The sequence below is a fragment of the Agarivorans sp. Alg241-V36 genome, assembly GCF_900537085.1.
Taxonomy (GTDB): Bacteria; Pseudomonadota; Gammaproteobacteria; order Enterobacterales; family Celerinatantimonadaceae; genus Agarivorans.
The window spans coordinates 154,994-181,004 of record NZ_UNRE01000007.1; the positions used below are offsets into that span (position 1 = coordinate 154,994).

The window sequence follows — 26,011 nt, forward strand, 5'->3', positions numbered from 1 at the left end:
CTTGTTTAACCTTTAACAGCACCCGCTGTTAGGCCGTCAATCAACTTACGAGAAGTCATCACAAACAAGATCATTAGTGGTACTACCGCAATAGCTGCACCGGCACAAATTGCACCCCATGGTACCTGACCAGTACCTTGTAGAGCACGTAATGCTAGCGGCACGGTAAACATCTTCATGTCGTTCATTACAACCAATGGGCCCATGAAGTTGTTCCACTGACCAATAAAGGTAATCAGACCAAGCGTACCAAAGGCTGGTGTAATTAGCGGCACCACTACACGCCAGTAAATAGCAAACTCGTTACAACCATCCATACGCGCTGCTTCGATCAGCTCTTTTGGAATCGCACTTGAGATAAACTGACGCATCATAAAGATACCCATTGCACCACAAGCCATTGGAATGTAAAGCGCACGTGGTTGGTTCATCCATTCCAGCTTAGACATAATCAAAGCGGTTGGAATCATGCCTAAGAACGGTGGTAATAACATAGTGCCCATAATCAAAATGAACATGATGTTACGGCCTCTGAACTCAAACATCGCAAATGCGTAGCCAGCCAACGAACAGAAGAACAAGTTCAATATCGTAGTAATTAGAGCTACGTAAAAACTTAGACCAATGTTGTGCCAAAAGTACGGTAGTGCGTCTAACAAAATGCCTACGTTGTTAACGAACTCTCCACCAAACCACACTGGGGGTGGCACCGACAAAATCGACGAGTTGGTATGCGTTGCAAATACAAACATGAAGTAGAACGGGGCCAACATGATGATTGAGCCCATCCCCACGATGAAATAAGCAATGATATGGCTTTTAGTTAATTTATTCATAATTCGGTCCTACTTCTTCTCACCGAGCAATTTGTTGTTACCCCAGGTGAGGAAGGCAATCAAAGCAAACAGAATCCAAGAGACAGCTGATGCAGTACCAAAGTCACCCTCTACGAATGCGGTAATGTACATGTGCATTGCGGCAGTTTTACCTGCTTGCTCAATACCACCGGTACCACCGGTAATAATGAACGGTTCTTCAAACAACTGCAGGTTACCAATAATGGTTAAGGTTACCGCGAAGAACATCATCGGCTTAAGCATAGGCACAGTGATGTACCAGAATTGCTGCCAACGTTTAGCGCCATCTACAGTAGCGGCTTCGTATAAATCTTTTGGAATGGTTTGCATTGCAGATAAGTACAATACGGTGTTCCACCCCACGTAGCGCCAGAACACGACGAAAGCAATCATGGTTTTAGTGTATTCAGGACGAGCCCAATCAATATTGGCAGTTGGGAATAACCAAGCCAGGGGTTGAATGTCGCCAACTGTCCAGTTACCCGCCGAGGTGAACAGCATGTTAATCATGCCGAAGTCACGCGAGAACAAGGTAGTGAATACCAGTGAAATCGCCACCGACGAGGTAATGAAAGGCAAAAAGTACATACCCACTACCGTGTTACGGCTGCGTTTAAAGCTGGTATGTAAGAAATACGCTAATGGAATAGCCACCACGTGCTGGGGAATACCCGCAGCTAAGGCGATCCAAATAGTGTTGTAAACAGATGTTTGGAACCAATCATCGGTTAAGGTAAAGGTAAAGTTCTCGATACCTACCCATTCCATGGCGCCTAAACCAGCGGCCGGTTCCCAGTAATGAAACGATAGAAATAAAGAAAACAGTAGAGGAAATAACCCAAACACAGCAAAAATAACAAAGAATGGACTGACAAATACGTAAGGAGCCCACTTGTAGCCACTAGCATTTAGTCGCTGCTTTAGGGTCCGCTTTCTAATTTTAACTACTGGTGGTCTTACGGCAGACTCGACAGAAGACATCTTTAACTCCCGACAAAAAGAAAGAGAGGGAGGCTAGCTCCCTCAGTGTTAATATTAACGTCTAGCGCGACGTTTGATTTGTTTCGCAGCATCCGCTAACACAGTGTCAATGTCAGCATCACGCTCTAGTACAGCTTCTAAAGCATCGTTTACGATTTGCTCAGCAACTGGGTCATGCTTGTGTACGTCCATTGCTGGAATACGGTCAGCAGCTTCTTTCCACTGAACGCGAGCCACTTGGCCGCCTAAGTACTCAATTGGTTGATTAACGAAATCATCGTTTTGAGCTTCTACAAGAGCAGGGAAAGCGTCTAAATCACGGAATGCAGCAATTTGCATTTCTTTGTTTAGCGTCATGAACTTAATGAACTCCCAAGCCGCTTCTTTGTTTTTAGCTTTCTTAGGAATACCGTAGAACGAACCACCCCAGCTCGCGTATGCGCCAGCAGGTAGGTGAGATGAACGCCATAGACCTTTACTGTCTGGGGCAATCCAACCATTTAAGTGACCGCCTAACCAAGCACCCATCATTTGTGAAGCGATAGTGCCGCGACGTAGACCTTCAGTCCACTCAGAGCTCCATGCGCCAACTTGAGCATCGATACCCGCTTCACGAACAGCTTTAGCTAAACGGAAAGCTTCTTTAAAGCGATCTGACTCAACTGTGATGCTGTTATCTGCATCAAAGTAGATACCTTGGCCATCTTTTAAGCCACTGCGAATTACAATGTCTTTGATGTCGGTAGCACTTGATACTAGGTAAGAGCCTGTAGCTTCTTTAATTTTCTTACCAGCAGCGATGTAAGAATCCCAGTCTTTAGTTAGGTCTTCTTTAGTTACGCCCGCTTTTTCTAAAATATCTTCACGGTAAAACAATGCACCCGGGCCAATATCGGCAGGGATAGCAGCCAAAGTACCACTACCACCGGTAGCTAGTGGAACAGTGAACTTAGAGAATAGTTTTTCGTATTGCTCTGCGCTGTAAGGAGCGGCACGCAGATCTTCTAAGCCACCAGAAGCAGCAAAGCGGCCAATGTAGCCATATTCAATACCCATTACGTCAGGCAGGTTACCGCCAGTCGCAAGAGCAGTAGTCATTGCATTGTGGTGGTCACCATATGCAAGAGAAACCAATTTAATTTCTACTTCTGGGTGAAGCTTCTTGTATAGCGGAATTGCTGAGTTTACCGCTTGGTCAAAGCTTGGGAATGAAGCAACTGTTAGGGTAGTTTTTGCCCATGCTGACGTTGCGGTTAACGCCAGCGTGGTGCCTAGGGCTAACGCTACTGTTCCAAGTTTCTTTTTATTAAACATCCTATTCTCCTAAGTACATGAACTTTATTATTATTCAATGTCGCAATTGGCTAGTGCGCCTACGCTTTTACAAGCGCTGGGAGTAACTAGTTCATTTTTGGCAAAATTGCCTTTCCGGTTTCGTTGTTAAACAAGTGGATCCGCGAGATATCGAAGAACAACTCCACTTTATCTTCCATATCAGCGTTCACGTCGTCAGCTATTGCTACTTCTGCAATAAAACGTGCACCATCCAGCTCACACTGCACGTGGTAGGTAGAACCAAGAAGCTCGACGCCGATAACATCAGCTTTTACGCTACCAATGGTTTCTGATTCAATAGAACGTTGATGTAGATACAGGTCACTTGGACGAATGCCCAAGGTACATACTTGGTTGTCTTCGCTGTACATCGCAGGTAAGTCGATGTGTTGGTCGGAGAATACCAAGCTAGAAACTGTGCCAGCTTTCTTAATAGTTGCTGGGATCATATTCATTTCTGGTGCACCAATGAATGAGGCCACAAACTTGTTGGCTGGCTCTTCAAAGATTTCTTTTGGTGTACCCACTTGCTCAATGTAACCGTCTTTAAGAATTACGATACGATCCGCCAACGTCATGGCTTCCACTTGGTCGTGGGTTACATAGAGAGTAGTAGTGCCTAGTTTGTCGTGCAGAGTTTTAATCTCAGCACGCATAGAGCCACGAAGTTTGGCATCTAGGTTAGATAAAGGCTCATCGAACAAGAATACTTCCGGGGTACGTACCATTGCGCGGCCCATTGCCACACGTTGACGTTGACCACCAGATAACTCTTTAGGCTTACGTTGTAGTAAAGGTGTTAGCTCCAACATGTCTGCCGCGTATTTAACACGCTTGGCAATTTCTTCTTTGGCAACACCGGTCATTTTCAAACCAAAGGCAATGTTTTGTTCAACGCTCATGTGTGGGTATAGCGCATAGCTTTGGAACACCATGGCGATGTTACGTTCCATTGGGTGTAGGTCGTTAACTAATTCATCGGCGATGAAAATTTCACCATCTGAAATATCTTCCAAGCCAGCCAGCATTCTTAGCGTTGTTGATTTACCACAACCAGAAGGGCCAAGCAAAACTACAAACTCGCCATCATTAATGTGCAAGTCGAAGCTTTTCACTACTTCCGTTTTACCAAAACGTTTTTTCAAATTATTAAATGTAACTGCTGCCATGATGTTTCATTTCCATAAGTTTTAATGTGGAGAGGCGTTAATATGAGCCAACAGATTCGCTCCGTTTCAAATCTCATGTAAGCGCTTTCTTGGAATCAACTTTAGCTAAGGCTGAAAAGGTCTTCAAACGAATAAAGGTTAAGATTTGAGGCCTGTCATAAAAAAAGCCAGTATCATGACAAATAGCAACAATTAAACTATAAAACATAATATTTACTGGCTAAAACCGCTGAACTGGCGGGAAACGGTCGCAAAAGAAAACTCAATTATTTGTCTTAAGAAAGGCTTTCATAGTGTGAAAAACTATGTCAGAGCGGTTTCACGCAAACTTTTGTCTGTATTGGTTGGGTGTCATCTCCATCTCCTGCCGAAACAAATAATATAAATAGTGCTGGTTGGAGAAGCCCGCCGCGTCGGCGATGGCATCCACTGAAGAAGTGGTTGAAGTCAGCTGCTGCTTAGCAAATTCCATACGTACTTGGTGTAATTGCTGATGTACCGTTTTACCAAGAACCTGTTTGAATCTTGTTTCAAGGGTTTTGCGAGATACCGCACAATAGTCGACAACTTGCTCCACTTTAATTCGCCTATGAAAGTTACTGTTCAAAAAGAACAGTGCTTTGGTGATCAAGGGATCAGTTTGAGTAACCTTGTCAGCAGATGCCCCACTCACCAACTCGGTAGCCGGCACCAAAACTTCACGCGCTGGCTTACCATCGATTTGTTCTTGTAGCACCGCCAAGGCCTGCTCACCAATTTGCCGGATAGGCAATACAGCAGAGCATAATGAAATGGGTGATAAAGCGCTTTCAGTAGTGTCTGCATCGATACCAATCAATGAATAGTGCTCGGGTACACTAATGTTTTGATCGTTGCATAGGCTGGCGAACTGTCGAGCCTGAGTATCGGAAGCAGCCACCACGCCCACGGTGCTCTCAGGAGTCACCAATTCTGGTACCGTTAGCTCAACATATTCAAGGCGATATTTAAGGGCAATTTTGGCTAGAGCAAATTTCCGCTCTTTTACCCAAGGTGCTGTAAAAGCAGGCACTCCGCTGAAAAAGCCAACTCGGCGAATGCCTTTGGCTAAGAACGATTGTACGATGAGTTCAACAATGGCGAAACTATCGGGGCTCACTCTTGCTAAATGGGCTTGAGAAGGAAGGCTTAAGCGAGAACCAGAAATAGCCACTAAGGGCAATGAAAGTTTTTCACAGAACGCAGCTACGCCTGGTTTATCAAAATCGGCGATTACGCCACAGAAGCGATCAAGCTTCACTAAGTTAGCTTCTGCAATGGTCATTACTTCTGGCTGCATCCAACGAGCCATAGGACTTGGGTTATGCGTAATGCCCTGCAATATCTCTCGGTCATAGGGATGTTTAACATCCAATAATAACAATACAGCGTTATCTTTACGCATTTAAAGGCTCCTTTGCTCCACACCAGCGGCCAATTCCAGTAGTAGGAGTATTAGTACCTGTAACTTGGCTTAGCGGCTAGCGCTAAGCCAAGAATATTTGCAGTGCTACTAATTATTCATTCAACCATAGGATGTTGGTCACACAGCGCGGATAATACAAACTACCAATTGGCTTGCCCGAACTGAATTGATCACAACATGCATGTTTGCTTGCTCCAAGCGTTTGCCAGCGTTGGTGGGCTGCATCAGCTTCCACACTATTGGCTAGGTCTATGTTTAATACTTTACGCGCGACATATTGGTTTAAATAAATTTTACTTACCCAAGAGTTATCGGCGGTAGATGACAGCTTCCAAGCCCCATCAGGGTACAAGCAATGCTCATCGTTTAATATGTATTTTAGGTGAGTTTTGAGTACTTTAATGTATTCAGCATAGGGGCCTTGCTCTGACACCGCTTCTAGTAAGCCCATTTCATAAGGGTAAACTAGGGCTTCAATGGCCGGAATAATAGCACTGGTAGAATGACCATCAAGCACCGCCGGAATATAACCCAGTTGCGTATCAAAACTGTTGCTTAGCTTATCGGCACAACGTTTAGCTGCGGCTAAGGCGATCTCTGCTTGCTCGCTTTCACCAAGATCTCGCAACACTTTAGCAATGGCTAAATACGCCGCCCAACTCTTGCCTGCGAGGTAAATATTACCGCGCGCTTGGCCTAAACTGTGGTCTAGTGAATCGTAGGTGGTAATCTCGCCGCCTTGCTCGGTGCGAGCGGATTCAAAGCTCATAATGCCATCACGCAGCTCGGCCTCTGGGTGGTCACGGTTAAGCAAAGACTGTAAACAATCGATCAAAGTACCGCGCTGCTCAGTGGCAAAGTCTTGGTCATTGGTTTTGCTTATATATACACCGCAGCACAATACCCAGTTGGTTAACTGTTCGTAAGTCATATGACTAAAACACAAACGATCTAAACCCGCTACTTCGTAGGAGCTATGGCCCTTTGGACTCCAGTTATTCGATACACCCATGTCGTGAGTAAATGAGATACCACCCTTATGGTTTTGCTCAGGCTTAGCCGGATCGAAGATCTCGTCATAAAAACTATATTGCTTGAGGAACTGCTCTAAAGTGTTTTTCACGGTCCACGGGTTTTGCTGCATCTCAAAAAACAGCATATCAACGGTAAGGTCGAGGGTATTCATCATCAAATACTCGCCTTCATTAACCACCCAAACTGGCTCGGTGCCATCAAATAACCACTGAGTCGATCCGTAATAACTGCGGGTAGCATGGGCTAACAAAAACTGCTGATGGCTATTAAGTTTGCTAGCAGCTAGCTGCTTGTCTGACGCTTCGGCTATGGCCGCATAACTGTCAAAGTGCTCTAAACCGTAAGCAAGCACATCAGTTAAGCCAGTAAAATGCTGGGTGTAGTAATATTGCATAGCGCGGTTAAAAGTAACATTTCCGCCTAAGTAAAAGCCTAGCGCTAAACGTAGCGTTACTGTTTCACCGGCTTTCACGTCAACCATTACACCGGCAGTGGGGCCTAACATAAAGCAATCATTATTGCCGATTTTGCTCAAGGCGCTTTGCACTGAAAAGTGACTAAAAGCACGTGCGCCAGGGCTTTGTGTGGCTATGCCTACGTTATCACGGCAAGTAACGCCTACCATGCCATTGGCATCGCCATCTAATAGTTTGTTCCAGCGTAACTCGTCACCTTGCAGGGCAAAAAAGCCAGTCCAGTCTTGCTCAGAAGTATTATTAAAGCTCAGCTCAACGTATACCGCCGGACAGCTGGCTTGCTTAAGCTTTTTGTGCTCGGCCAAGCTTGGGTCTGGCACTTCAAAAAATGGGCTCAGCACCTTAAAAGAAATACCCGGTGCGGCAAAAGTATCACTGGCCCAACGATAATCACGCTGGATATCGTCAAACAAGCGCTCCGTTAGGCTAGAGGTATCATCCTTTTGCACATACCGTTCACTTTGATCGTTAGCGCCTTTATAAAATGGAAACGCGTTAACTACTCCTTCACCGTCTTGATAACCTACAAATACGTTACCGGCAAAAGGCGCACCTAACTCCAGCCCCATTCCTCCATGCTCGCCAAACTCCCCTACTGTAAAACTCGCTAACGCGCCCATAGGCGAGTGGTGTGCATGAAAAAACTGCTGATTTTGTTCCATAATAACTCCCAAGGAATTAAGGCGCTGGCAAGCTAAACCTCACCAATTACTCTACATAATTAGCGAAATCTGCGCATTTTAGCGACCAAGATGATTAAAAACTGTTAGCGCTAACAGAACGGTCAATATGTGTAAGCGCTTTCATGAAGTTAATCTACCCAAGCTAGATAAGTGATTCAAAGAAATAAACAGCAAGATTTGAGTTCTGTCATAAAAAGCTGAAGCTTTATGATATTAGGAAATAGCAGATTGAAAAAACGTAAAGACATGTGGCAAATCAAACGCTGTAAACGGCTTTACTTAACTCGATAAACAATCTTATTAAATAGTAGCTAGCCCCAAGCGCAGCTGACAAAGCCTTACAAGAAAGCCTCATAAGCCATCATCAAATTTATTTCAGTACTGTATATTGAAGGCCTTCACCTTGCTCGGACGCATCAACAGGCTAAAAAGGATACTTCGCCAATGCCCTCAACCTCCCTAATTTTATCGATAAAAACTACTGCTAGCCTGGCGGGTATATTAGTACTCACTGCCTGTGGCGGAGGAGGAGGAGGCGAAACTTCGGCCCCAGAGCCAGTGACTCAAGTGCCACTAAACATTATTACCAATGCTTATCTCCTTGATACTAATCCCGATACCAATCTTTTAGCGGGCAACGTTGCCCTCGAACTAGAGCAACAAACTGAAAGCCCTAACGCAGCTGCAGATTCGGTGTGGGTTTATTGGGCCGATGAACATGGACAAGCCAGTGGCGAAGCATGGTTTAAAAGCAGCGCAAGTGATCCCTATAATATTGCGCTACCTACACAAAGCAGTATTCCAGAAAATACCCACGCGCTGGTATTGCATCCAGCCAATGCACAAGGCCTTTCAGAGCAAGGCACGCTTGTTCCGTTTCACGACTTCAAAGGTAATGCGCACTTATCTGGACCAGGGGGGAGTTACCTCAACCCTTGGCAATATGGCGAAGATCGCCCCCACATTGCAGTGCAACGCATTGATCATCAAGGTGGAGTATGCATTTTTGATAATGGCTTAGTCAGCGTGATTGATATGCAAAATCAAACCGACCCTCGTGCCCACGATGGCGAGCAAACTGCGCTAACAGCCAACGACCAAGCCTACCCGGCCTACGAGTTTTTGTGCAGCGACAAGCCGGTTAATACTCACAAACCTTTGGCCGATGACCAAGGAATATGGACCTACTCAGCCATTAATGACGCAATGTACTACGGAACAGTGGTCTATCAAGCCTTCTTAGAACAACTCAAAGAACCACCTTTAGCAGCCAAATTACGCATTAGGGTGCATTACGGGAGCCAATCTTCTCAATACATCTTTTGGGATGGAGCTTACGCCAACTTTAGCGATGGGGTACCTCTATTCCTAAATTTGGCCACTCTCGATCATATCGCCCATGAGGTTGCCCACGGGGTATTAAATAGAATTAGCCCGCTTGATGGATTTGCGCAAAGCATTAGTGTGGACGCGCAAACTGTTCATGAAGCCTTTGCTGACATATCAGGCGTGATGGTGAAACATGCCTTTAGCGGCAGTGATGATGTATGGCTTCACGGTAAAGAATCAGCTGGTTATATCCGCCAGCTAGACCAAATAGAAACCGAAGGCGGTGCTATTGCCAGCTATCTAGATTATGAGGATGCGGGAGACAACTACTACCTGCGTATTGGCATGCTTAGTTACCCCTTCTACCTTCTGGCAAATAAGTGGGGAATTGCGCCAACTTACCAAATTTATGTGAATGCCGCTAAACATTGCTGGCAACCAAGCTTAAGCCTTGAAAGCGCCGCCCAATGTATCAAGCAACAAGCACTAGCGGCAGGTTATGCTGCCGATGATGTGAATCAAGCCTTTAAAACAGTGAAGATAAAACTGTTTGATGAAGGTGTATTAAGCCACTATCGCTATCAAGCAAATGAGGAAGGTATTCAGTTTAGCGACAACAGTCGCAGCACCAGTGAGGTTGTGAGTTGGCATTGGGACTTTGGCGATGGCAATACTTCAAGCCTTGTGAATCCTTCGCATAGTTTTACAGAAGGCCGCTACCAAGTCACTTTAACCGTCACGGATCAATCCAACGACCAAGACAGTTTTACCCGTACCATAGCGGTAAGCTCTAACTAAAAATGACCAAACGCTAATAGAAAAAACTCCCCGCAGGAAGGAGGCGGGGAGGAAACAAAGTTGTAGGCTGAACCACTTATAGAGTCACACTAACAGCGGTTGTTGTTGTCGGAGTTTGCTATGGGATTATGAGCAAGGCGCCTACAGCTTGTTCAAACTTAATTCACACTCGTTAAACGAATGTTCTTGAACGTATAACTCACGCCCGGCTCTGCTCCTCCAACAAAAAACGCAAAAGCCGCTTTAGGATCAGAGTGGTCGGCGGTAAAACTAATATCAATTTTTTTGGGTGTATTATTTACCGCAACATCTTTGGCAAAATATGTTGCGTAATCACCCGAATCTTTTTGCAACATAATAGTCAGTGGGCTTTGCTTGCTTGCACTTACTTCAGCCACTATTTGATAAACCTGCCCTTTTGTCAGGTTTACTCTTGGACGCTTTAATTGGATCTGCCAAGGGTTACTGGCTTTATCTTCAATGGTAATAATCACGCTATTGCCGCTAAAATTAAAACGGCCAGAGCCATCGCCCCAACCATCAGTTCCGGCATTCACTGGCTCCCAACGTTTACCTCCATCTAAAACAATGTCTAGGCTTGCGGCGTAGCCCGATGTGGCCACGGTTACAAAGCCAAACGCCAAAATAAAAGGCTTTAGAAAATTCATAATTGGTTCCTTTAGTTGGGTGCCCAACGCTCTAATAAGTTGAATTAAACTTAACATTGTTAAGGCTATAACTCACACCTGGTCGCCCTTCACCAAACATAATCGCAAAAGCAGCATGTTTCTCATCGTTAGGCATGGTGAATTCATAGCTATATAGTTTTTTCTCTACACCAACTAATTCAGTGCGTTGGAAGTAAGTTGTATACTCTCCGCCATCTTGCTGTACCGTAAAACTAAGGTTGCTAGGTTCACTGGCCGAAGCCTCCACAGAGATTTCGTACTTTGTATCTTCAAACAAATACAAAGGGCGTTTAAGCTGAATATGCCAAAGATTACTGGCTTGTTTCTTTATTCGAACATTGGCCTGTTCATTAGCTAGACTAAAATCTGCAACACCATCTCCCCAGCCTTCTAGGCCTGCGCTTATTTTCTCCCAGCCTTTGCCATCATTGAGGGTGTAAGTCACCATGATTGACGGAGAAATCTGTACCTCTGGCTCTGAGGTGGTACTTGCACAAGCCGCTAAAAATACAGCGCTAACAACAGCAATAAAAACATAAAAACCTTTCATCTTCATATTCCTCTTTGTTAAACCACGCTAGCACTTTAGCTCGCGTGGTTAACTAGCAATTAGTTACTCACAAGACCACTCAACAGCACCTGCTGGCACTGTTACTGTTTTCTCAAAAGCCACTTTTCCAATTTCGTAGCTAACGCTCTCGTTACCACGAATATCAAAGCTCATTAAATCGTTCACTTTTGTAATATCAAACGCACCGGTGGCGTCCTGTATCGAGAAACAGCTCATAGGTACCGCTACAGTTGTCCAACCGTCGGCTTCAAGGTCGGCTAATTGCGCTTGGCTAAAGTAAAAGGCTTGGCGATTTTTGTAATCTTCGCCGGCATCAGTATTGGTTTGCATGAAAATCTGGTGAGAAGTTTCGCTAGTGGTGGCTACCAATACCGACAGGTCAATTAACAACAATCCATTTTGGTATTCGCTAAGATCTAGCTGGTTCTCTGCGCTACCCACAATAAAGTACACTTCAGCTGGGCCATCTTCGCCAGCCGAGAAGGTATCAACTTGCCAAGTTGCAACGCCGCCAGTTTCTTTTGCCGTTACCTGTAATGAATCCGTTTTAGGGTAGCTTTCACCGCGTGCCAATACTTGGCGGTTATAAGAATCTGAGTTTGAGCCAACCATAACAGAGAAGTTGGTGGCTGCAGTTCCATCATTAAGAATAACTAAAGCATCACTTACAGGTGGCTCTACCGGCGTCTCATCTACTGGTGGCGCTACAGGTGTTTCTTCAATAGCATCCGTGCAACCAGCCAATGCAACAGCACCCGCTAACATAGCTACTTTAAAAACTGTTTTTTTAATCATATTCATTTCCCTTTGAAATTGTTAAAGGTCAATTAGTGAATTCACCAATTGAGCCAGCGAGAGCCATGTTAACGAGGAAAAAAAAAATAAAAAACAGCCTAAGCGCTATATGAAAAGGGATTCATAAAGAATCATAAAATAATACAAAGCGGGTCAAATAATTCGAAAAAATGTCGAGCAATAAACTCAACAAGTACTTATAGAAGTTATGTTAAGGTCACCAATAAACAATAAAATCAGGCTGCAAATAAATCTGTAAGCCTTTGTTATTAGATGACTAAAACTGTTTCATAAAAAAACTCCTCGCAGGAAGGTGGCGAGGAGTAAACAAAGTTGCGAGCTAAGTAACAGCATGTAGCTAATCAAGCTGTTACTTAAGTTGTCGGAGTTTGCTTTTTGGGATTATTAGCAAGGTGCCCGCAGTTTTGTTAAAAGCTAATCCGCACTCTTTAGGCGAATGTTTTTAAAGCTGTAAGTCACTCCAGTTTGCGCGCCACCAACAAAAAATGCGAAGGCTGCTTTAGAGTCACTCTTCGGAGCTTTAAAAGTTAAATTAAATGTTTGTGCATTTGGACTTACCGATAAGTCTTCAGCATAGTAAGTCGCATAATCGCCGGAGTCTTTTTGCACAATAATCGTTAAAGGGCTTTTCTGAGTGGCAGTAACTTCAGCAGAAATATTGTAGGTTTGCCCTTTCTCTAACTTCACTCGGGGGCGCTTTAACTGAATATGCCAAGGGTTACTGGCTTTATCATTAACGGTTACCGTTGCCGTTTCACCATTAAAACTAAAGCTGCCAGAGCCATCACCCCATCCGTCGTCACCAGCATTAACCTGGTCCCATCGATTCCCACTATCCAAGCTTATATCTAAGCCTGCTGCTGTTACGCCTGTTGCAACGGTAAATAAGCCGGCGGCTAATGCTAAGGATTTAAGTAATGTCATGATTTATTCCTGTACTGTAAAAAGCTGTCTAATAAAAAAAATGACTAGTAAGTGGAATTCAGTTTGATATTACTTAGGCTGTAGCTCACCCCTGGGTCAGCTTCGCCAAACATAATAGAAAAAGTTCCCTTCCTCTCGTCATTAGGCATGGTGAATTCGTAGGTATACAGTTTGCTATCGGTGCCAACCAATTCCGTACGATAAAAATAAGTAATGTACTCACCGTAATTTTGTTGAACAGCAATCACCATATTGCTTGGCTCACTAGCAGAAGCCTCAACACTTAACTCGTAATTCATATCTTCCAATAAAGCTACGGGACGCTTTATTTGAATATGCCAAGGATTACTCGCTTTCTTCTTAACCTTAATATTGGCTTGTTCATTCGCTAAGCTGAAATTAGCTACACCATCTCCCCAACCTTGCAAACCGGCACTTACTTTGTCCCAGCCTTTGCCATTGTTAAGGGTATAGGTGACCATTAATGGAATAACGAACTGGTCATCCTTACCAGCGCTGTCAGAGCTTTCTGTATTGGCACAGGCCACTAAAAAACAACTCGAGACGGCAGTGAAAAAAACATAAAAACCTTTCATTTTCATATTCCTTATGAGCCATATATCCATAAAAACGCGCACGGCAATCCTACTGTGCGCGCTCAATTTAGCTGCGATTAACTACAAGTCCACTCAACAGCTTCAGCCGGAATGCTTGTAGCTTCTTTCTCAATGGCAACTTTACCTATTTCATAGCTGACACTTTCGTTTCCACGAATATCAAAGCGCATTAGATCGTTAACCTTGGTGATATCAAAGGTAGGATTTTGAGGAGTGAAACAGCTCATCTTTATTGCTATAGTCGTCCAACCATCAGCTTCTAAATCAGCTAACTGAGTTTGGTTAAAGTAAAAAGCACTGCGGTTTAGATAGTCGTCTGTACCGGTATTTGTTTGCATAATCAGCTGATGACCAGTTGTAGCGCTATCAGCTGCAACCAATACAGACAGATCGATAAGCATTACACCGTTCTGGTATTCGGTTAGATCCATTTGCGATGCATCGCTGCCAACAATGAAGTAAACTTCAGCACTACCATCATCACCTGATGAGTACGTGTCAACTTTCCAAGTGTAGCTTCCTGCATTGTCACTTGGGCTCACTTCAAGAGCGCTTGTTTTAGCATAGCTCTCACCTTTCGCTAGACCCTGACGGTTGTAGCTGTCTGAATTTGACCCCACAATTATGCCGAAGTTAGTTGCAGGAATACCGTCATCAATAATAACAAGCGCATCCCCCACTGGCGGCTCTACTGGTGGATCAACTGGCTCTTCAATAGACTCGGTACAACCGGCTAGTGCAACTGCGCCAGCTAACATAGTGATTTTAAATATTGCGTTTTTACTCATGCTCATCTCCCTGTGAAATTGGTAAGGCAGGCAGGTACTTATTTCCTTGTGCCCATGGAATTTATCCTAGGGTTGGCCAGCAGCCAAAAAAACGATAATGATCACAATGTAAGCGCTAACACGGCATAAAATTCAATATCGATGATTACATCAACAAAATTGAGAAATTTATAAAATATCTATCAACAAATTAGACAGAAATATAAGTGATTGTTTTTAATTAACTTTGGTTTCAAAAGATATACATAAACGTAAAAGGGATTAATATTTAATCATCAAAACCCTTGAATAATGTAAGCATATAAATTCACAGTGTGTTTACTAAAAATCACAGTATTTGATAGGGTATATTTCGCAACTTTCACACTGTGAAATAATTTTCATAACAGCAAAACGAAATCAATAAACAAAAAAAGCAGAACCAATAGTTCTGCTTTATCAACAAGTTACATTTAGGTGTTTTTAGTCTTTTGCGTTCAGTTTTTCTTCTAATTCCGCGACTTTTTGCTCTAAGGTACTTAGCTTTTCACGGGTACGTAACAATACTTGAGTTTGTACATCGAAGTCTTCGCGATTAACCACATCAAGTTGACTCAATTTAGCTTGAATCACCTGCTTCACCTTACGTTCAAACTCATCGCCCGCATTTTTCAATCCAGGCGGCACCATATCGCTAACTTGTTTAGCAATCTCTTCTATCTTGGCTGGGTTAATCATGCTTATCTCCTTTGATTTGGCCTCATTGTATAGAAGCTATTTTATTGGCTCAAGCCAGCAAACTGACTATCTATTAATGCTGTTTGGCAAGCGCAGCATCAATAGCAAAAATATTATCCAATACGCCCAGCTCTCGCAGCCGGCTGAGCGCTTGTTGTAAACGCTTAGCTTGTTCCATTTGATTAGAGGCGCGTGACCAATACAAATTGCCGTAGCGCGTAGCAAGATGATAAATCGGGGTAATCCGCTCGGGCTCAAGATAAAGCTCTTGCAGCGCATGATTGATTGAGTAGTTGCTTGCCACCATCACGTCGATGCGCTCTAGCAACAACATTTGGATCCCTTGGGCGGTATCGTTAAAGCTGATGCGCTCAATGTCGGGATTATCATCAATGTCTGGGCCATAAGCCGCGCCCCGAATAACCCCCACCCTTTTACCCTTTAACTTACTTATATCATCTATTACTGGTTCACCCGCGTTGGCAACGGCAACCACCTTTATTGTAACCACTTGGCCTAAATCCACGGCAATCTGTTCAGCCTTGGGGCTGGCGAACATTACCGCAAAATCAGCCGTGCCAGATTTAATTTCTTTAATTACCCTTGGATAAGGCCGCATCACATTATTGAACGGAAGTTCTGCTTCACTGGCGAGGGCGCGGGTAAATTGAACTAATAAGCCCTGCTCATGTAACTCGCTGCTTTTATAGCCCCAAGGTTTTACTAAGCTGGTAGAGAATTTAGCCGGAGCCAAATCGGTAGCCAGCACAGTTCCGGTGAGTAACAACAGCAAACAGCACAGTAGCCGCATTAAGTTCCTTAGCTTATACATAAACCTGTTATTGGCTAAGTTTAGCAAACTGCGCACCTAATACGCTTTGCAGCACGCTAGCCGCCAATTGCAGCGAGAGTCCTCGTTTACCTGCACTCACTACTATTTCGGCAAACTGTTCGGCGCTGCTGTCGATAAAAGTAGGCAGTCGTTTTTTTTGACCAAATGGGCTAATGCCACCTTTAACGTAGCCAGTGGTGCGCTCGGCTACCGGTACTTCGGCCATTCGCATCTTCTTAATCTTAGCCGCTTTAGCCAGTGCTTTTAGATCAAGCTGGCCACTTACCGGCACTACCGCCACCACCATATTTTTGGGGTTGCTATCGTCACAGGCTACTAGCGTTTTGAATACCAACTCTTCGGCTAAACCCAGCTTATCGGCGCTGTCTTGGCCAAAATTTCCCTGCTGCGGGTCACTCTTGTATTCAAGCAATTGAAAGCTCTGTTTGGCTTTTTTAAGTTGTTGTACTGCGGGAGTCATACTACTGCCTTAATTACGCGCTGCTATTTGCCAAAATCGTTGCATTAGAGGTTCATGTAACCTTCTTGATAACATACAGATCCCTAAATCGAAAGGCTCTAGCTCTACCCCTACAGCGATACTTTGAATTCGCTCGCGAACTGGGCTGTTGTCTACCACCACCTCGGGCGCAATACCCACTCCGCTGCCCAAGGCCACCATGCTTACAATCGCTTCATGGCCTGCTACCTTGGCATAAACATTTGGCTTAATACGCATCGCTTTAAACCAATGGTCAATACGTGCTCGTGCTGGCCCATGTTCGGGCAAAATAAACGGTACTTGATCCCAAGGAATAGGATTTCGCTCTAGCAGTTTGCGCACATTACACGACACCGTTGGGCCAATAATAGATAGCGGAATTTTACTAATACTGGCAAAAGCCATGTTTAGAGGTAACTGCTCGGGGCGCGCCGCAATGGCAATATCCACCTCGCCATTTGCCACCTTATCCACGGCCATAGCAACGTCTCCCGTAGCCAGTTTTATGTCGGCATTAGGGCAAGATAGGCGATACTTATCCAAAATATCTGGCAAGTGGCTATAACTGGCGGTAACCGAGCAATATAAGGTGAGCTCACCAGCCAACTCGCTAGACTGCAACGACAAGTCCATTTGCAGGGTTCGCCATTGCTCTAACCAGTTTTCAGCAAAACTGCGAAAGCGCTGCCCAGCTTGAGTAAGGTGCACACTGCGTTTATCTCGGGTAAACAAGGCACTGCCTAACTCATCTTCCAGCCTTTGAATAACCCGGCTCAAGGTAGACGCACTCACATGCATAGACTGGCTAGTTTTAGCAAAGTGCAGGCTATGGCTTAAGTGCAAAAACAGCTCTACGTTTCGAACATCCACGGAAGCCTCCTTAGTTTGTCTTTACTGAAATCACTATTTCACTTTCTGCAATACAATATCCCAAAAACATCATTTTACGCAATGCACCTTTCGGTTTATATTGAGCCCATCACGAGACAGGTATAAAGAAACGCACCCAAAGAGGTGTACTGGGATCTCGTAAACACAACACCATCATCATTTGATTAACGCTATTTTTACGGAGTCGAACATGGCTAATTATTTCAACACCCTAAGCCTACGCCAAAAGCTAGAGCAATTAGGTAAATGTCGTTTTATGGATCGCAGCGAATTTGCTGATGGTTGTAACTTTATTAAAGACTGGAACATCGTAGTTGTTGGTTGTGGCGCTCAAGGCCTAAACCAAGGTCTAAACATGCGTGATTCGGGTCTAAACATCTCTTACGCTTTGCGTGATGCAGCAATTAAAGAGAAGCGTGCTTCTTTTGTTCAAGCTACCGACAACGGTTTTACAGTAGGTACTTACGAAGAGCTTATCCCTCAAGCGGATATGGTACTTAACCTTACTCCAGACAAGCAGCACAGCAACGTTGTTGAAACTGTAATGCCACTTATGAAGCAAGGTTCTACCCTAGCTTACTCACACGGCTTCAACATTGTTGAAGAAGGCATGCAAGTACGTGAAGACATTACTGTAGTAATGGTTGCACCTAAGTGTCCAGGTACTGAAGTACGTGAAGAGTACAAACGTGGTTTTGGTGTTCCAACCCTAATCGCTGTTCACCCAGAAAACGACCCACAAGGTAACGGCCTTGCGATTGCTAAAGCTTACGCTTCTGCAACCGGTGGTGATCGCGCTGGTGTACTTGAGTCTTCATTCGTAGCTGAAGTTAAATCTGACCTTATGGGTGAGCAAACTATTCTTTGTGGTGTGCTACAAACTGGCGCCATCTTAGGTTACGACAAAATGGTAGCCGAAGGCATTGAGCCAGGTTACGCCGCTAAACTCATCCAGTTTGGTTGGGAAACAGTAACCGAAGCACTTAAGCACGGTGGCATTACCAACATGGTAGATCGCCTATCTAACCCAGCTAAAATCAAGTGTTTTGACCTAGCCGACGAGCTTAAAGACCTAATGCGCCCATTGTTCGAAAAGCACATGGACGACATCATTGAAGGTGAGTTCTCTCGCACTATGATGACAGACTGGTCAAACAACGACGTTAACTTGCTTAAATGGCGTGAAGAAACTGGCGAAAGCGGTTTTGAAAAAGCACCAGTATCTGACGTAGAAATCACCGAACAAGAATTCTTCGACAAAGGCATCATCTTAGTTGCTCTTGTTAAAGCCGGTGTTGAGCTAGCCTTCGAAACTATGGTTGCTGCAGGCATCATCGAAGAGAGTGCATACTACGAGTCACTACACGAGACTCCGCTAATTGCTAACACCATTGCACGTAAGCGTTTATACGAAATGAACGTTGTAATCTCTGATACTGCAGAATACGGTTGTTACCTATTCTCTCACGCTGCTGTGCCACTATTGCGCGACACCGTGAACAACATCAGCCTAGAGTACATCGGTAAAGGGTTTGACGAGCAAAGCAACGGCGTTGATAACGCTCGCCTAATCGAAGTAAACGAAGCACTACGCAGCCACCCTGTAGAGGTTGTAGGTACTAAACTACGCGGCTATATGACTGACATGAAGAAGATCGCCGTTGGTGGTTAATCTTTGATGTTTGGTGAGTGACGACTCACCAGCGTTGAATTTGAAAAGCCCTGAGTATTACTCAGGGCTTTTTTTGATTGTGGACGTGTTAAAATTTTCGCCTGCGCTGGCAACTAAAAGCTTTCACCTACCCGCTTTTGTAATCAATCGAAATCACTTTTTTAAAAGCAGAGCTTTCGCCTGCGGCGACGTCATTAAGCTTTGATCGAGTGAAGCTTAACGAAGCAAAAAGAAAACTCGCCCTGCATTATCTTCTTCCTGCGTTGCTCGTGCCTAAGTGCGTCGAAAAACTCGCTGCGCTCAAACAGGTTTCGACTCAATCACTTAGCCACTTGCGCTACTCAGCGATAATGTAGCGATCTAACCCACTCGTTAACCACCACTAGATGCTCTTCGCTTCTCCAAAATCCATGTAAATTGCTCAATAGGAATTTGTTCAAAATCTTCAGGTACCGGAAGTCCATAGGGTGTATCTCCCTTATATATGACAGGTACAGCATTTTTAGGAAACCTAAACCTTTGACTCAGAATATTGAGATATAAACTACAGCAGTCAATGACTTCACTATTAGCTTCAAAGTACTTGTCCATGAGCTCATCTATTAACAGCATGTATTCCTTTATAAATGGAAACAAATCAAAACTAACATTCTTCTGTTCAATTTCAGGTCGGAGCTTCTTCCATTTAAAGCCAGAGTCTAGTATCTCATCTCGATACACATTCACTGATAAATTAATGTCACCCGACATTTTTTCAGCATTTACACTTAATGATGAAATTGGAAGGTTATTATGCTGAGAATAATTCCTTAGTTCGTATAAGAATCGATATGAAAACGAATTTTTGTGCAGATTTCTCCGATACCTATTCCATTCATTTACTTCAAGAGAATCAACGCCAAAAACTTTACCTAACTTTATTTCGGCGCTAGTTAAAAAAGCACTAGCAGAAGAAAGAAAGTTGTTGATGCGTTGGGATATAAGAACCAAATGGTTTAACTGATTATAAGCTAACCCCTTTTGTGGCATTGCATCTCGCCAAAAAGAAACGCACTCAGCAATGGAACCCAAAAACTCTTCAAAATTATCTTTGGCGGCTCCATACATCATTAAAATCGGCTGCAAGTCAAAAATAACTTTAGTTTCTTTTTGTAGTTCTTCATAACACGCTGCTGGAAAGTCATCTTGATGAATTGCAACATCGACTTTGCCTTGATAGCCCTTGGAATAATGGCCAACTCTATAACGTTGTGTATCTTCCATACCTGCCTTCATAACAACATAACTATTAGTGATTAAGCAGATTACCACCTTTGGCTCTCTTCATCAGGGCTCAAAGAGCTTTCGCCTGCGGCGACGTCATTTTTCTTTGACGAGCAAAGAAAAACGAAGCAAAAAGAAAACCCGCCCTGCATTATCTTCTTCCTGCGTTGCTCGTGTCTAAGTGCGTCGAAAAACTCGCTGCGCTCAAACAGGTTTCGACTTAATCACTTAGCCACTTGCGCTACTCAGCGATAATGAAGGTACTAAAAGCCGGAACTGTGAGTCCCTTTTACTCGAAAGCTGAATTAGAGCTAGTTGTAACCACACGGAACAACTCTAACAAAAGAAACATTAAATTTAACCTCGCGGATCATTCCCCATCATCTTCGCCGAGTAGCGCAGTCAATCAGCGACTGAGCCGAGCATTGTTTGAGCGAAGCGAGTTGCACAGGCGCGCTGATTGATGAGCAACACAGGAATTAAGAAGATGCGGGGCAGCCTTTCTTTTGCTTCGTTTTCTTTGGCTGTTCAAAGAAAATGACGTCGCCGTCTAGGCGAAAATTAGGCTAACCACAAGCGCGTTGTTTGATGCGCAACGCAGGAATTGAGAAGATGCGGGGCAGCCTTTCTTTTGCTTCGTAAGCTTTGGCTGTTCAAAGAAAATGACGTCGCCGTCTAGGCGAAAATTAGGCTAACCACAAGCGCGTTGTTTGATGCGCAACGCAGGAATTGAGAAGATGCGGGGCAGCCTTTCTTTTGCAACTTAAGCTTTGGCATTTCAAAGAAAGTAACGTCGCCGTCTAGACGAAAATTAGGCTAACCTCAAGCGCGTTGTTTGATGCGCAACGCAGGAATTAAGAAGGTGCGGGGCAGCCTTTCTTTTGCTTCGCTTTCTTTGGCCACACAAAGAAAAGTACATCGCCGTCAAGGCGAAATCAAAGCTAGCCACATGCCAGATAACTAAGGCTTATGAATTAACAACATCACCGTTCCCCATAAGCCAGTTAACCAACTAAGGGCAAAGGTTAGAAACATAACCACCCTAACTATTACGGCAATACATTAATCCGCTCTCGCCCGTTCGACAAATTCTCTACCACTACTTTTGCACCAATTGGCTGGCGTGTTGTCTTGGTTTCTAATATGAACTTTTCACCGCTGTCCATATGCACAATGTATTGGTAATGCACTTCTTCCGTTTTAGATACTTGGTGCCCAGCGGCGCCACCAGCTACTGCGCCTGCAACAGTGGCGACGGTTTTACCGCGACCTCCGCCAACTTGGTTACCTAACAAGCCGCCAATCGCTGCGCCGCCCACGGTAGCTAAGCCATTGGATTTACTTTTAGTTACACTTTGTTCACTAATTACCTCACCGTAGGAAGTTCGCAGCACGGTGATTGGCTCAGAGGCGCAGCCCGCAAGAACAAAGCTAGAGATAAGCAATAAAACTAAATTTTTCATAATGTTACCAAAGAAATTTTTGGCACAATTATACCCAAGCCAAAAACCAAGAAAGGCAAACAATAATCATATTTAGCTCACCTAGGCTCAAAACAAAACATGTTATGGCAACGGCTAAAATAAAAAGCCCAGCAACTTAGCTGGGCTTTTTATTGTTACCATCAAAGGTCATTGAAATCGCGATTATGCTAACAGTGACAACCGCTTACTGCTGAACTTTGAAGGCGCTAGTGACTTGATGCAGGTGTACCGCCAAGCTTGATAGCTCTTTACTGGCGGCTGAAATCTGCTCTGCACTTACTGCGGTATGTTCAGCTACCGAGCTAATCGCTACCACGTTTTCTTTAATGTCGTTGGCGACTTGGGTTTGCTCGTACAAGGAGCTAGACACTCGCTCGCTCATATCGCTTATCACATTAACCCCTTGGTTCATGCCATCAAGGGCGGTATTCACATGCTCCATTTGCGCCACACTTTGGTCAACATTGGTTTTGCTTTGCATCATCACCTTAACGGCATTTTGCGAGCCATTTTGTAAACGCTTAATCATTGCCTCAATTTCACCAATCGAGTCTTGAGTGCGCTTAGCAAGAGTTCTAACTTCATCAGCTACTACTGCAAATCCGCGGCCTTGATCGCCAGCACGGGCAGCTTCAATGGCGGCGTTTAACGCCAGCAAATTGGTTTGCTCGGCAATGCTGCTAATCACCGTAAGAATTGAGCCGATGTTATCGCTCTCTTGTTCTAAACCTTGAATAACTTGGGCGGCTTGCTCTACATCATCAGCCAACTGGCTCACCGAAGAACGTGCCGCAACTACGGTATCAAAACCCTGATTGGCTTGGTCCATGGTCTGTTTAGTTTGATCAGAAGTATTGTTGGTATGTTCGGCAACATCATCCACCGACACACTCAATTGCGATACCGCGGTGGCAACTTGGTCAATCTCAGCTGCTTGTTGTTTTAGGCCTTTTCGAGAGCTGTCGGTAATCACTGAAAGCTCTTCCGATGAACTAGATACTTGGCTTACCGCAGAAGACACTTCTTGAAGGCTAAGGTTAAAACTGTCGAGCATGTTATTGAAGGCTTTGCCCATGGCGCTTACTTCTCGCCCGCCAGTTTCTGCAGCACGAACGGTAAGATCTTTGTTTTGTGCCACTTGTTGCATCACCGCCAACAAACCTTGCACGGGCTGGTAAATGCCCTTGCCAATCACCCAAGCGCCACCGCCCAATGCCACTAGGGTAAGCAGCCAATACACTAGCGAAGACAATAACTTTTGCTGGAAAATAGCATCAACGTCATCAACATAAATACCTGTAGCCACTAGCCAATTCCAGCCATCGATGCTTTTGGCATAGGTGACCTTGTCACTTAATGCTGTCTGATTAGGCTTGTTCCATTGATAGTTAACTTGAGCAACACCTGTGGCCTTAACTTGTTGCCACATCTCTTGGATGAGGTACACACCGTTAGGATCTTTAACTTGAGACCAATCAGTATTTTCCTTTTTTAAATTAACCCCGTAAGCCAGCATTTTCATGCTTTTATCTACAATAAATAAGTATTGGTCGCCCTCATAACGTAGCCCTCTAATTAAGGCTAAGGCTTGGCTTTTTGCTTCTTGCTCGCTGAGTTGGCCACTTATAGAGAGCTGGCGATAGTGCTCAACGCTGTCGGCGCTTACTTCAACCAGCGCTTTTAATTTGTCGATACGGTCAGCGAGTAAACTGCGTTTTAGTTCTTGCATAGACAGCAGTTGTAAAACTACTAATACCGATATGGCTAAGCCCACCAGCATAAACAGTTTCTGGCGTATAGAAAAAGATTTAAAGTATTCCATTACTTACCTTGTTTTAAGTTGTCATTTTTACCGAAAATCGAAGCAGATTAGCTTCAAATCGCATCTTTTAGGTGATGCTTTTAATAGGTTGGCGGCATTTTAATAACATAATGAGGGTATGAAAACTCAATAGTCATATAATTCATTTACATGATTACTTATTAAACGGAACTGGTATAGAAAACCTACAAAGCGCGTTTTTTGCTAATCTGAGTAGCCAGGTACAACCGCCATTAGGCCATTGTTGTAGCCATAATCAGCGGGAGTACACTAGGCATTTTATCAACAATCTCTGCTAGGTATTAACTCAGTATTCACTGTCACAAAAACCGTAAACCACATAGAAAATCTAGGCTTATTGGTTAACACTTAAGCAAAGCTATTTTTTTAGCGAGACATCATTAGTGCGACTATTATCCAAGCGAAAAACCATCCATCTACGCATCGCCTTGGTGTTTGTTCTCTTCAGTTTGTTAATAACGTTTTGCTCATCATTAATAAGTTGGCACTACCAAAAACTAGCGATTTCGTCACTACTCGAAGGGCGGGAGCAATTGGAAGAAAATCACACTTTAGAGGCTATTGAAGAGATTACCTCTAGCTTCGAAAATACCCTAATCGCTATTAGCTCCAGTAATGCCTTGGACACATTGTTAACGGCTAACCGCGCCACTACTTTGCCTCGCCTTAAGCTACGCCAACTTTTTATCGCTTTAGCCAAGGCGCGACCAGAACTGCTGCACTTACGCTATATTGACCAGCATGGCTTAGAGCAAGTAAGAGTTAATCATTCCCCGCAAAACCGCGAGTTTTACGTTGTGCTAGACGAGCAATTACAAGACAAATCTCAGCGTTATTACTTTCAGGAAGCTCGAGTTTTAAAGGAAGGGGAGATTTGGTACTCCCATTTAGATTTAAACTATGAAAACGGTAAGCTAAACCAACCCTTACAACCCACCATACGGGTAGCAACGCCGGTTTACGTAAACGAACTATTTCGTGGCATCATCATCTTAAACGTCGACGCCAAACCTCTGATTGCTGCACTTGAATACTCCTCGGTTTTCACCGTGACCTTAATTGATGCTCAAGGAGAATTATTAAGCCATCCTGATCCCACTAAATCTTGGAGTGCCTACTTTCCTGAACGGGGAGGATTAACGGAGGTATACCCAGAACTCATTAGTGAATTAAATCCAGCAAAAATGGCTGCTAAACACAGCTACCGAATGGACTTAGAAAACAGCTTTAATAATCGACAGGGCTTATGGGTACTAAAACAACCCAAGCCTCAAACCCTTGCCGAGCTCTATCAAAACAGTCGCTATGCGGTGCTAACCAGCACCCTGATTATTTTACTTATTGCCCTTCCCCTAGCTTGGTTAGTTGCTATTTACCCCACTAATCTACAAAGCAGATTAAGCAATGCACTTTATGCGCTGCACGCTAGCCGCAAACTGCTAGATAAGCACATTATGTCTAGCACCACCGACAGTAACGGCGTTATCACCGAATTTAGCAGTGCTGCCGCACAAGCCTTTGAAGTAGAAAGAAAAACAATTATAGGTAAAACCCACAGCGCAATTCGCCACCCCGATACCTCAACTAAAGTACATAGAGAGCTTTGGGACTCAATATTGTCGGGCAAACCTTGGCAAGGCGAGCTAAAAAACCAAACTAATTCAGGAAAAACGCTGTGGATAGAAACAGTCATTACCCCCAGGAAAAACGATCAAGGTAAGATATGCGGCTTCACTCAAATCTCCCACGACATAACCTTACGCAAAGCTATGGAAGCCTTGAGTAGCACCGACAGCCTTACCGAAACGCATAACAGAAGAAAGCTAGACCAACTATTAGAACAGCAAGCTCAGCGCTATCAGCGGGCTAATGAAGATTTTGCCATTATCATCATCGATATTGACCACTTTAAACAAATCAATGACGTTTATGGCCACCAAGCGGGAGACAAGGTTCTGGTAGAAGTGGCAAGTAGCTTAAAGGAAACCAGTCGGCAAATTGATGAAGTTGGCCGCTGGGGCGGCGAAGAGTTTTTGGTTATCTGCCCACTTACCGATCTTGAAGGTGCATACAAATTGGCAGAAAAACTACGCGCCGCTATCGCAACCAAATTGTTTTTACCTGATAAGCAAATCACTGCCAGTTTTGGCGTAGCTCAATACCTCAGTGACGAAGCCACCAACCACTTTGTGCATCGAGCAGATTTAGCCTTATATGAAGCTAAAAGCCAAGGCCGTAATCGGGTGATAGCCGCGCCAAACGAGCTTAGTGAACAAGTCCACAGCAAAACTTAAG

22 protein-coding genes are annotated in these 26,011 nt (G+C 44.2%); 3 read left to right on the forward strand and 19 right to left on the reverse strand.

The features are described from left to right. Positions 1–5: 5 nt before the first annotated feature. The 6 genes from G6R11_RS16680 to G6R11_RS16705 form a co-directional block, all read right to left on the reverse strand. Positions 6–836: a carbohydrate ABC transporter permease gene (locus G6R11_RS16680; RefSeq protein WP_163134204.1), complete on the reverse strand. Its 831-nt coding sequence runs from the start codon at positions 834–836 to the stop codon at positions 6–8. A gap of 9 nt (positions 837–845) precedes the next feature. Continuing rightward, positions 846–1,838 carry a carbohydrate ABC transporter permease gene (locus tag G6R11_RS16685; protein ID WP_163134205.1) on the reverse strand — a complete coding sequence of 331 codons (993 nt, stop codon included), beginning with the start codon at positions 1,836–1,838 and terminating at the stop codon, positions 846–848. Positions 1,839–1,892: 54 nt separating this feature from the next. Beyond that, on the reverse strand, positions 1,893–3,152 hold the full coding sequence (locus G6R11_RS16690; protein ID WP_163134206.1) for an ABC transporter substrate-binding protein: 1,260 nt from the start codon (positions 3,150–3,152) through the stop codon (positions 1,893–1,895). Positions 3,153–3,238: 86 nt separating this feature from the next. Further along, positions 3,239–4,342: an ABC transporter ATP-binding protein gene (locus tag G6R11_RS16695; RefSeq protein WP_163134207.1), complete on the reverse strand. Its 1,104-nt coding sequence runs from the start codon at positions 4,340–4,342 to the stop codon at positions 3,239–3,241. A gap of 319 nt (positions 4,343–4,661) precedes the next feature. Continuing rightward, a complete protein-coding gene (locus tag G6R11_RS16700) occupies positions 4,662–5,765 on the reverse strand; it encodes a helix-turn-helix domain-containing protein (RefSeq protein WP_163134208.1) in 1,104 nt (367 codons plus the stop codon). A gap of 112 nt (positions 5,766–5,877) precedes the next feature. After that, positions 5,878–7,959, reverse strand: coding sequence for a glycoside hydrolase family 52 protein (locus G6R11_RS16705; RefSeq protein WP_163134209.1), 2,082 nt, complete (start codon positions 7,957–7,959; stop codon positions 5,878–5,880). 465 nt (positions 7,960–8,424) lie between these two features. Between G6R11_RS16705 and G6R11_RS16710 the strand changes: the two genes are divergently transcribed. Continuing rightward, positions 8,425–10,107, forward strand: a complete 1,683-nt coding sequence (locus G6R11_RS16710; protein ID WP_163134210.1) for a PKD domain-containing protein — start codon at positions 8,425–8,427, stop codon at positions 10,105–10,107. A gap of 158 nt (positions 10,108–10,265) precedes the next feature. On the opposite strand, the gene G6R11_RS16715 is transcribed toward G6R11_RS16710, so the two are convergent. From G6R11_RS16715 to ilvY, 10 genes are all read right to left on the reverse strand, one after another. After that, positions 10,266–10,775: a carbohydrate binding domain-containing protein gene (locus tag G6R11_RS16715; RefSeq protein WP_163134211.1), complete on the reverse strand. Its 510-nt coding sequence runs from the start codon at positions 10,773–10,775 to the stop codon at positions 10,266–10,268. Positions 10,776–10,806: 31 nt separating this feature from the next. After that, positions 10,807–11,346 (reverse strand): carbohydrate binding domain-containing protein, encoded by a 540-nt coding sequence (locus G6R11_RS16720; RefSeq protein ID WP_163134212.1) that lies wholly within the window; start codon positions 11,344–11,346, stop codon positions 10,807–10,809. A gap of 63 nt (positions 11,347–11,409) precedes the next feature. Continuing rightward, positions 11,410–12,162, reverse strand: coding sequence for a hypothetical protein (locus G6R11_RS16725; protein WP_163134213.1), 753 nt, complete (start codon positions 12,160–12,162; stop codon positions 11,410–11,412). A gap of 435 nt (positions 12,163–12,597) precedes the next feature. Beyond that, positions 12,598–13,107: a carbohydrate binding domain-containing protein gene (locus tag G6R11_RS16730; protein WP_163134214.1), complete on the reverse strand. Its 510-nt coding sequence runs from the start codon at positions 13,105–13,107 to the stop codon at positions 12,598–12,600. Between the two features lie 44 nt (positions 13,108–13,151). Continuing rightward, positions 13,152–13,703, reverse strand: a complete 552-nt coding sequence (locus G6R11_RS16735; RefSeq protein WP_163134215.1) for a carbohydrate binding domain-containing protein — start codon at positions 13,701–13,703, stop codon at positions 13,152–13,154. A 77-nt stretch (positions 13,704–13,780) separates the two neighbouring features. Then, a complete protein-coding gene (locus G6R11_RS16740) occupies positions 13,781–14,512 on the reverse strand; it encodes a hypothetical protein (RefSeq protein ID WP_163134216.1) in 732 nt (243 codons plus the stop codon). Positions 14,513–14,974: 462 nt separating this feature from the next. Further along, positions 14,975–15,229, reverse strand: coding sequence for an accessory factor UbiK family protein (locus G6R11_RS16745; RefSeq protein ID WP_163134217.1), 255 nt, complete (start codon positions 15,227–15,229; stop codon positions 14,975–14,977). 73 nt (positions 15,230–15,302) lie between these two features. Continuing rightward, positions 15,303–16,040 carry an ABC transporter substrate-binding protein gene (locus tag G6R11_RS16750; protein ID WP_163134218.1) on the reverse strand — a complete coding sequence of 246 codons (738 nt, stop codon included), beginning with the start codon at positions 16,038–16,040 and terminating at the stop codon, positions 15,303–15,305. A 28-nt stretch (positions 16,041–16,068) separates the two neighbouring features. Continuing rightward, positions 16,069–16,542 (reverse strand): Cys-tRNA(Pro) deacylase, encoded by a 474-nt coding sequence (gene ybaK, locus G6R11_RS16755; protein WP_163134219.1) that lies wholly within the window; start codon positions 16,540–16,542, stop codon positions 16,069–16,071. A 9-nt stretch (positions 16,543–16,551) separates the two neighbouring features. Next, positions 16,552–17,433, reverse strand: coding sequence for an HTH-type transcriptional activator IlvY (ilvY, locus tag G6R11_RS16760; RefSeq protein WP_163134220.1), 882 nt, complete (start codon positions 17,431–17,433; stop codon positions 16,552–16,554). Between the two features lie 211 nt (positions 17,434–17,644). On the opposite strand from ilvY, the gene ilvC reads away from it, so the two are divergent. Further along, a complete protein-coding gene (gene ilvC / locus G6R11_RS16765) occupies positions 17,645–19,126 on the forward strand; it encodes a ketol-acid reductoisomerase (protein WP_163134221.1) in 1,482 nt (493 codons plus the stop codon). 372 nt (positions 19,127–19,498) lie between these two features. Here ilvC and G6R11_RS16770 read toward each other — a convergent pair whose 3' ends face one another. The 3 genes from G6R11_RS16770 to G6R11_RS16780 all read right to left on the reverse strand — a co-directional run bounded on the left by G6R11_RS16770 (position 19,499) and on the right by G6R11_RS16780 (position 23,695). After that, the gene (locus G6R11_RS16770) at positions 19,499–20,389 is read right to left on the reverse strand and encodes a hypothetical protein (protein ID WP_163134222.1); all 891 of its coding nucleotides are present in this window, start codon (positions 20,387–20,389) and stop codon (positions 19,499–19,501) included. 1,049 nt (positions 20,390–21,438) lie between these two features. Continuing rightward, positions 21,439–21,852, reverse strand: coding sequence for a glycine zipper 2TM domain-containing protein (locus G6R11_RS16775; protein ID WP_163134223.1), 414 nt, complete (start codon positions 21,850–21,852; stop codon positions 21,439–21,441). A 205-nt stretch (positions 21,853–22,057) separates the two neighbouring features. After that, entirely contained in the window at positions 22,058–23,695 is a 1,638-nt protein-coding gene (locus G6R11_RS16780) for a methyl-accepting chemotaxis protein (RefSeq protein ID WP_163134224.1), read from the reverse strand. Between the two features lie 554 nt (positions 23,696–24,249). On the opposite strand from G6R11_RS16780, the gene G6R11_RS16785 reads away from it, so the two are divergent. Beyond that, on the forward strand, positions 24,250–26,010 hold the full coding sequence (locus G6R11_RS16785) for a diguanylate cyclase (RefSeq protein WP_163134225.1): 1,761 nt from the start codon (positions 24,250–24,252) through the stop codon (positions 26,008–26,010). Position 26,011 lies beyond the last annotated feature (1 nt).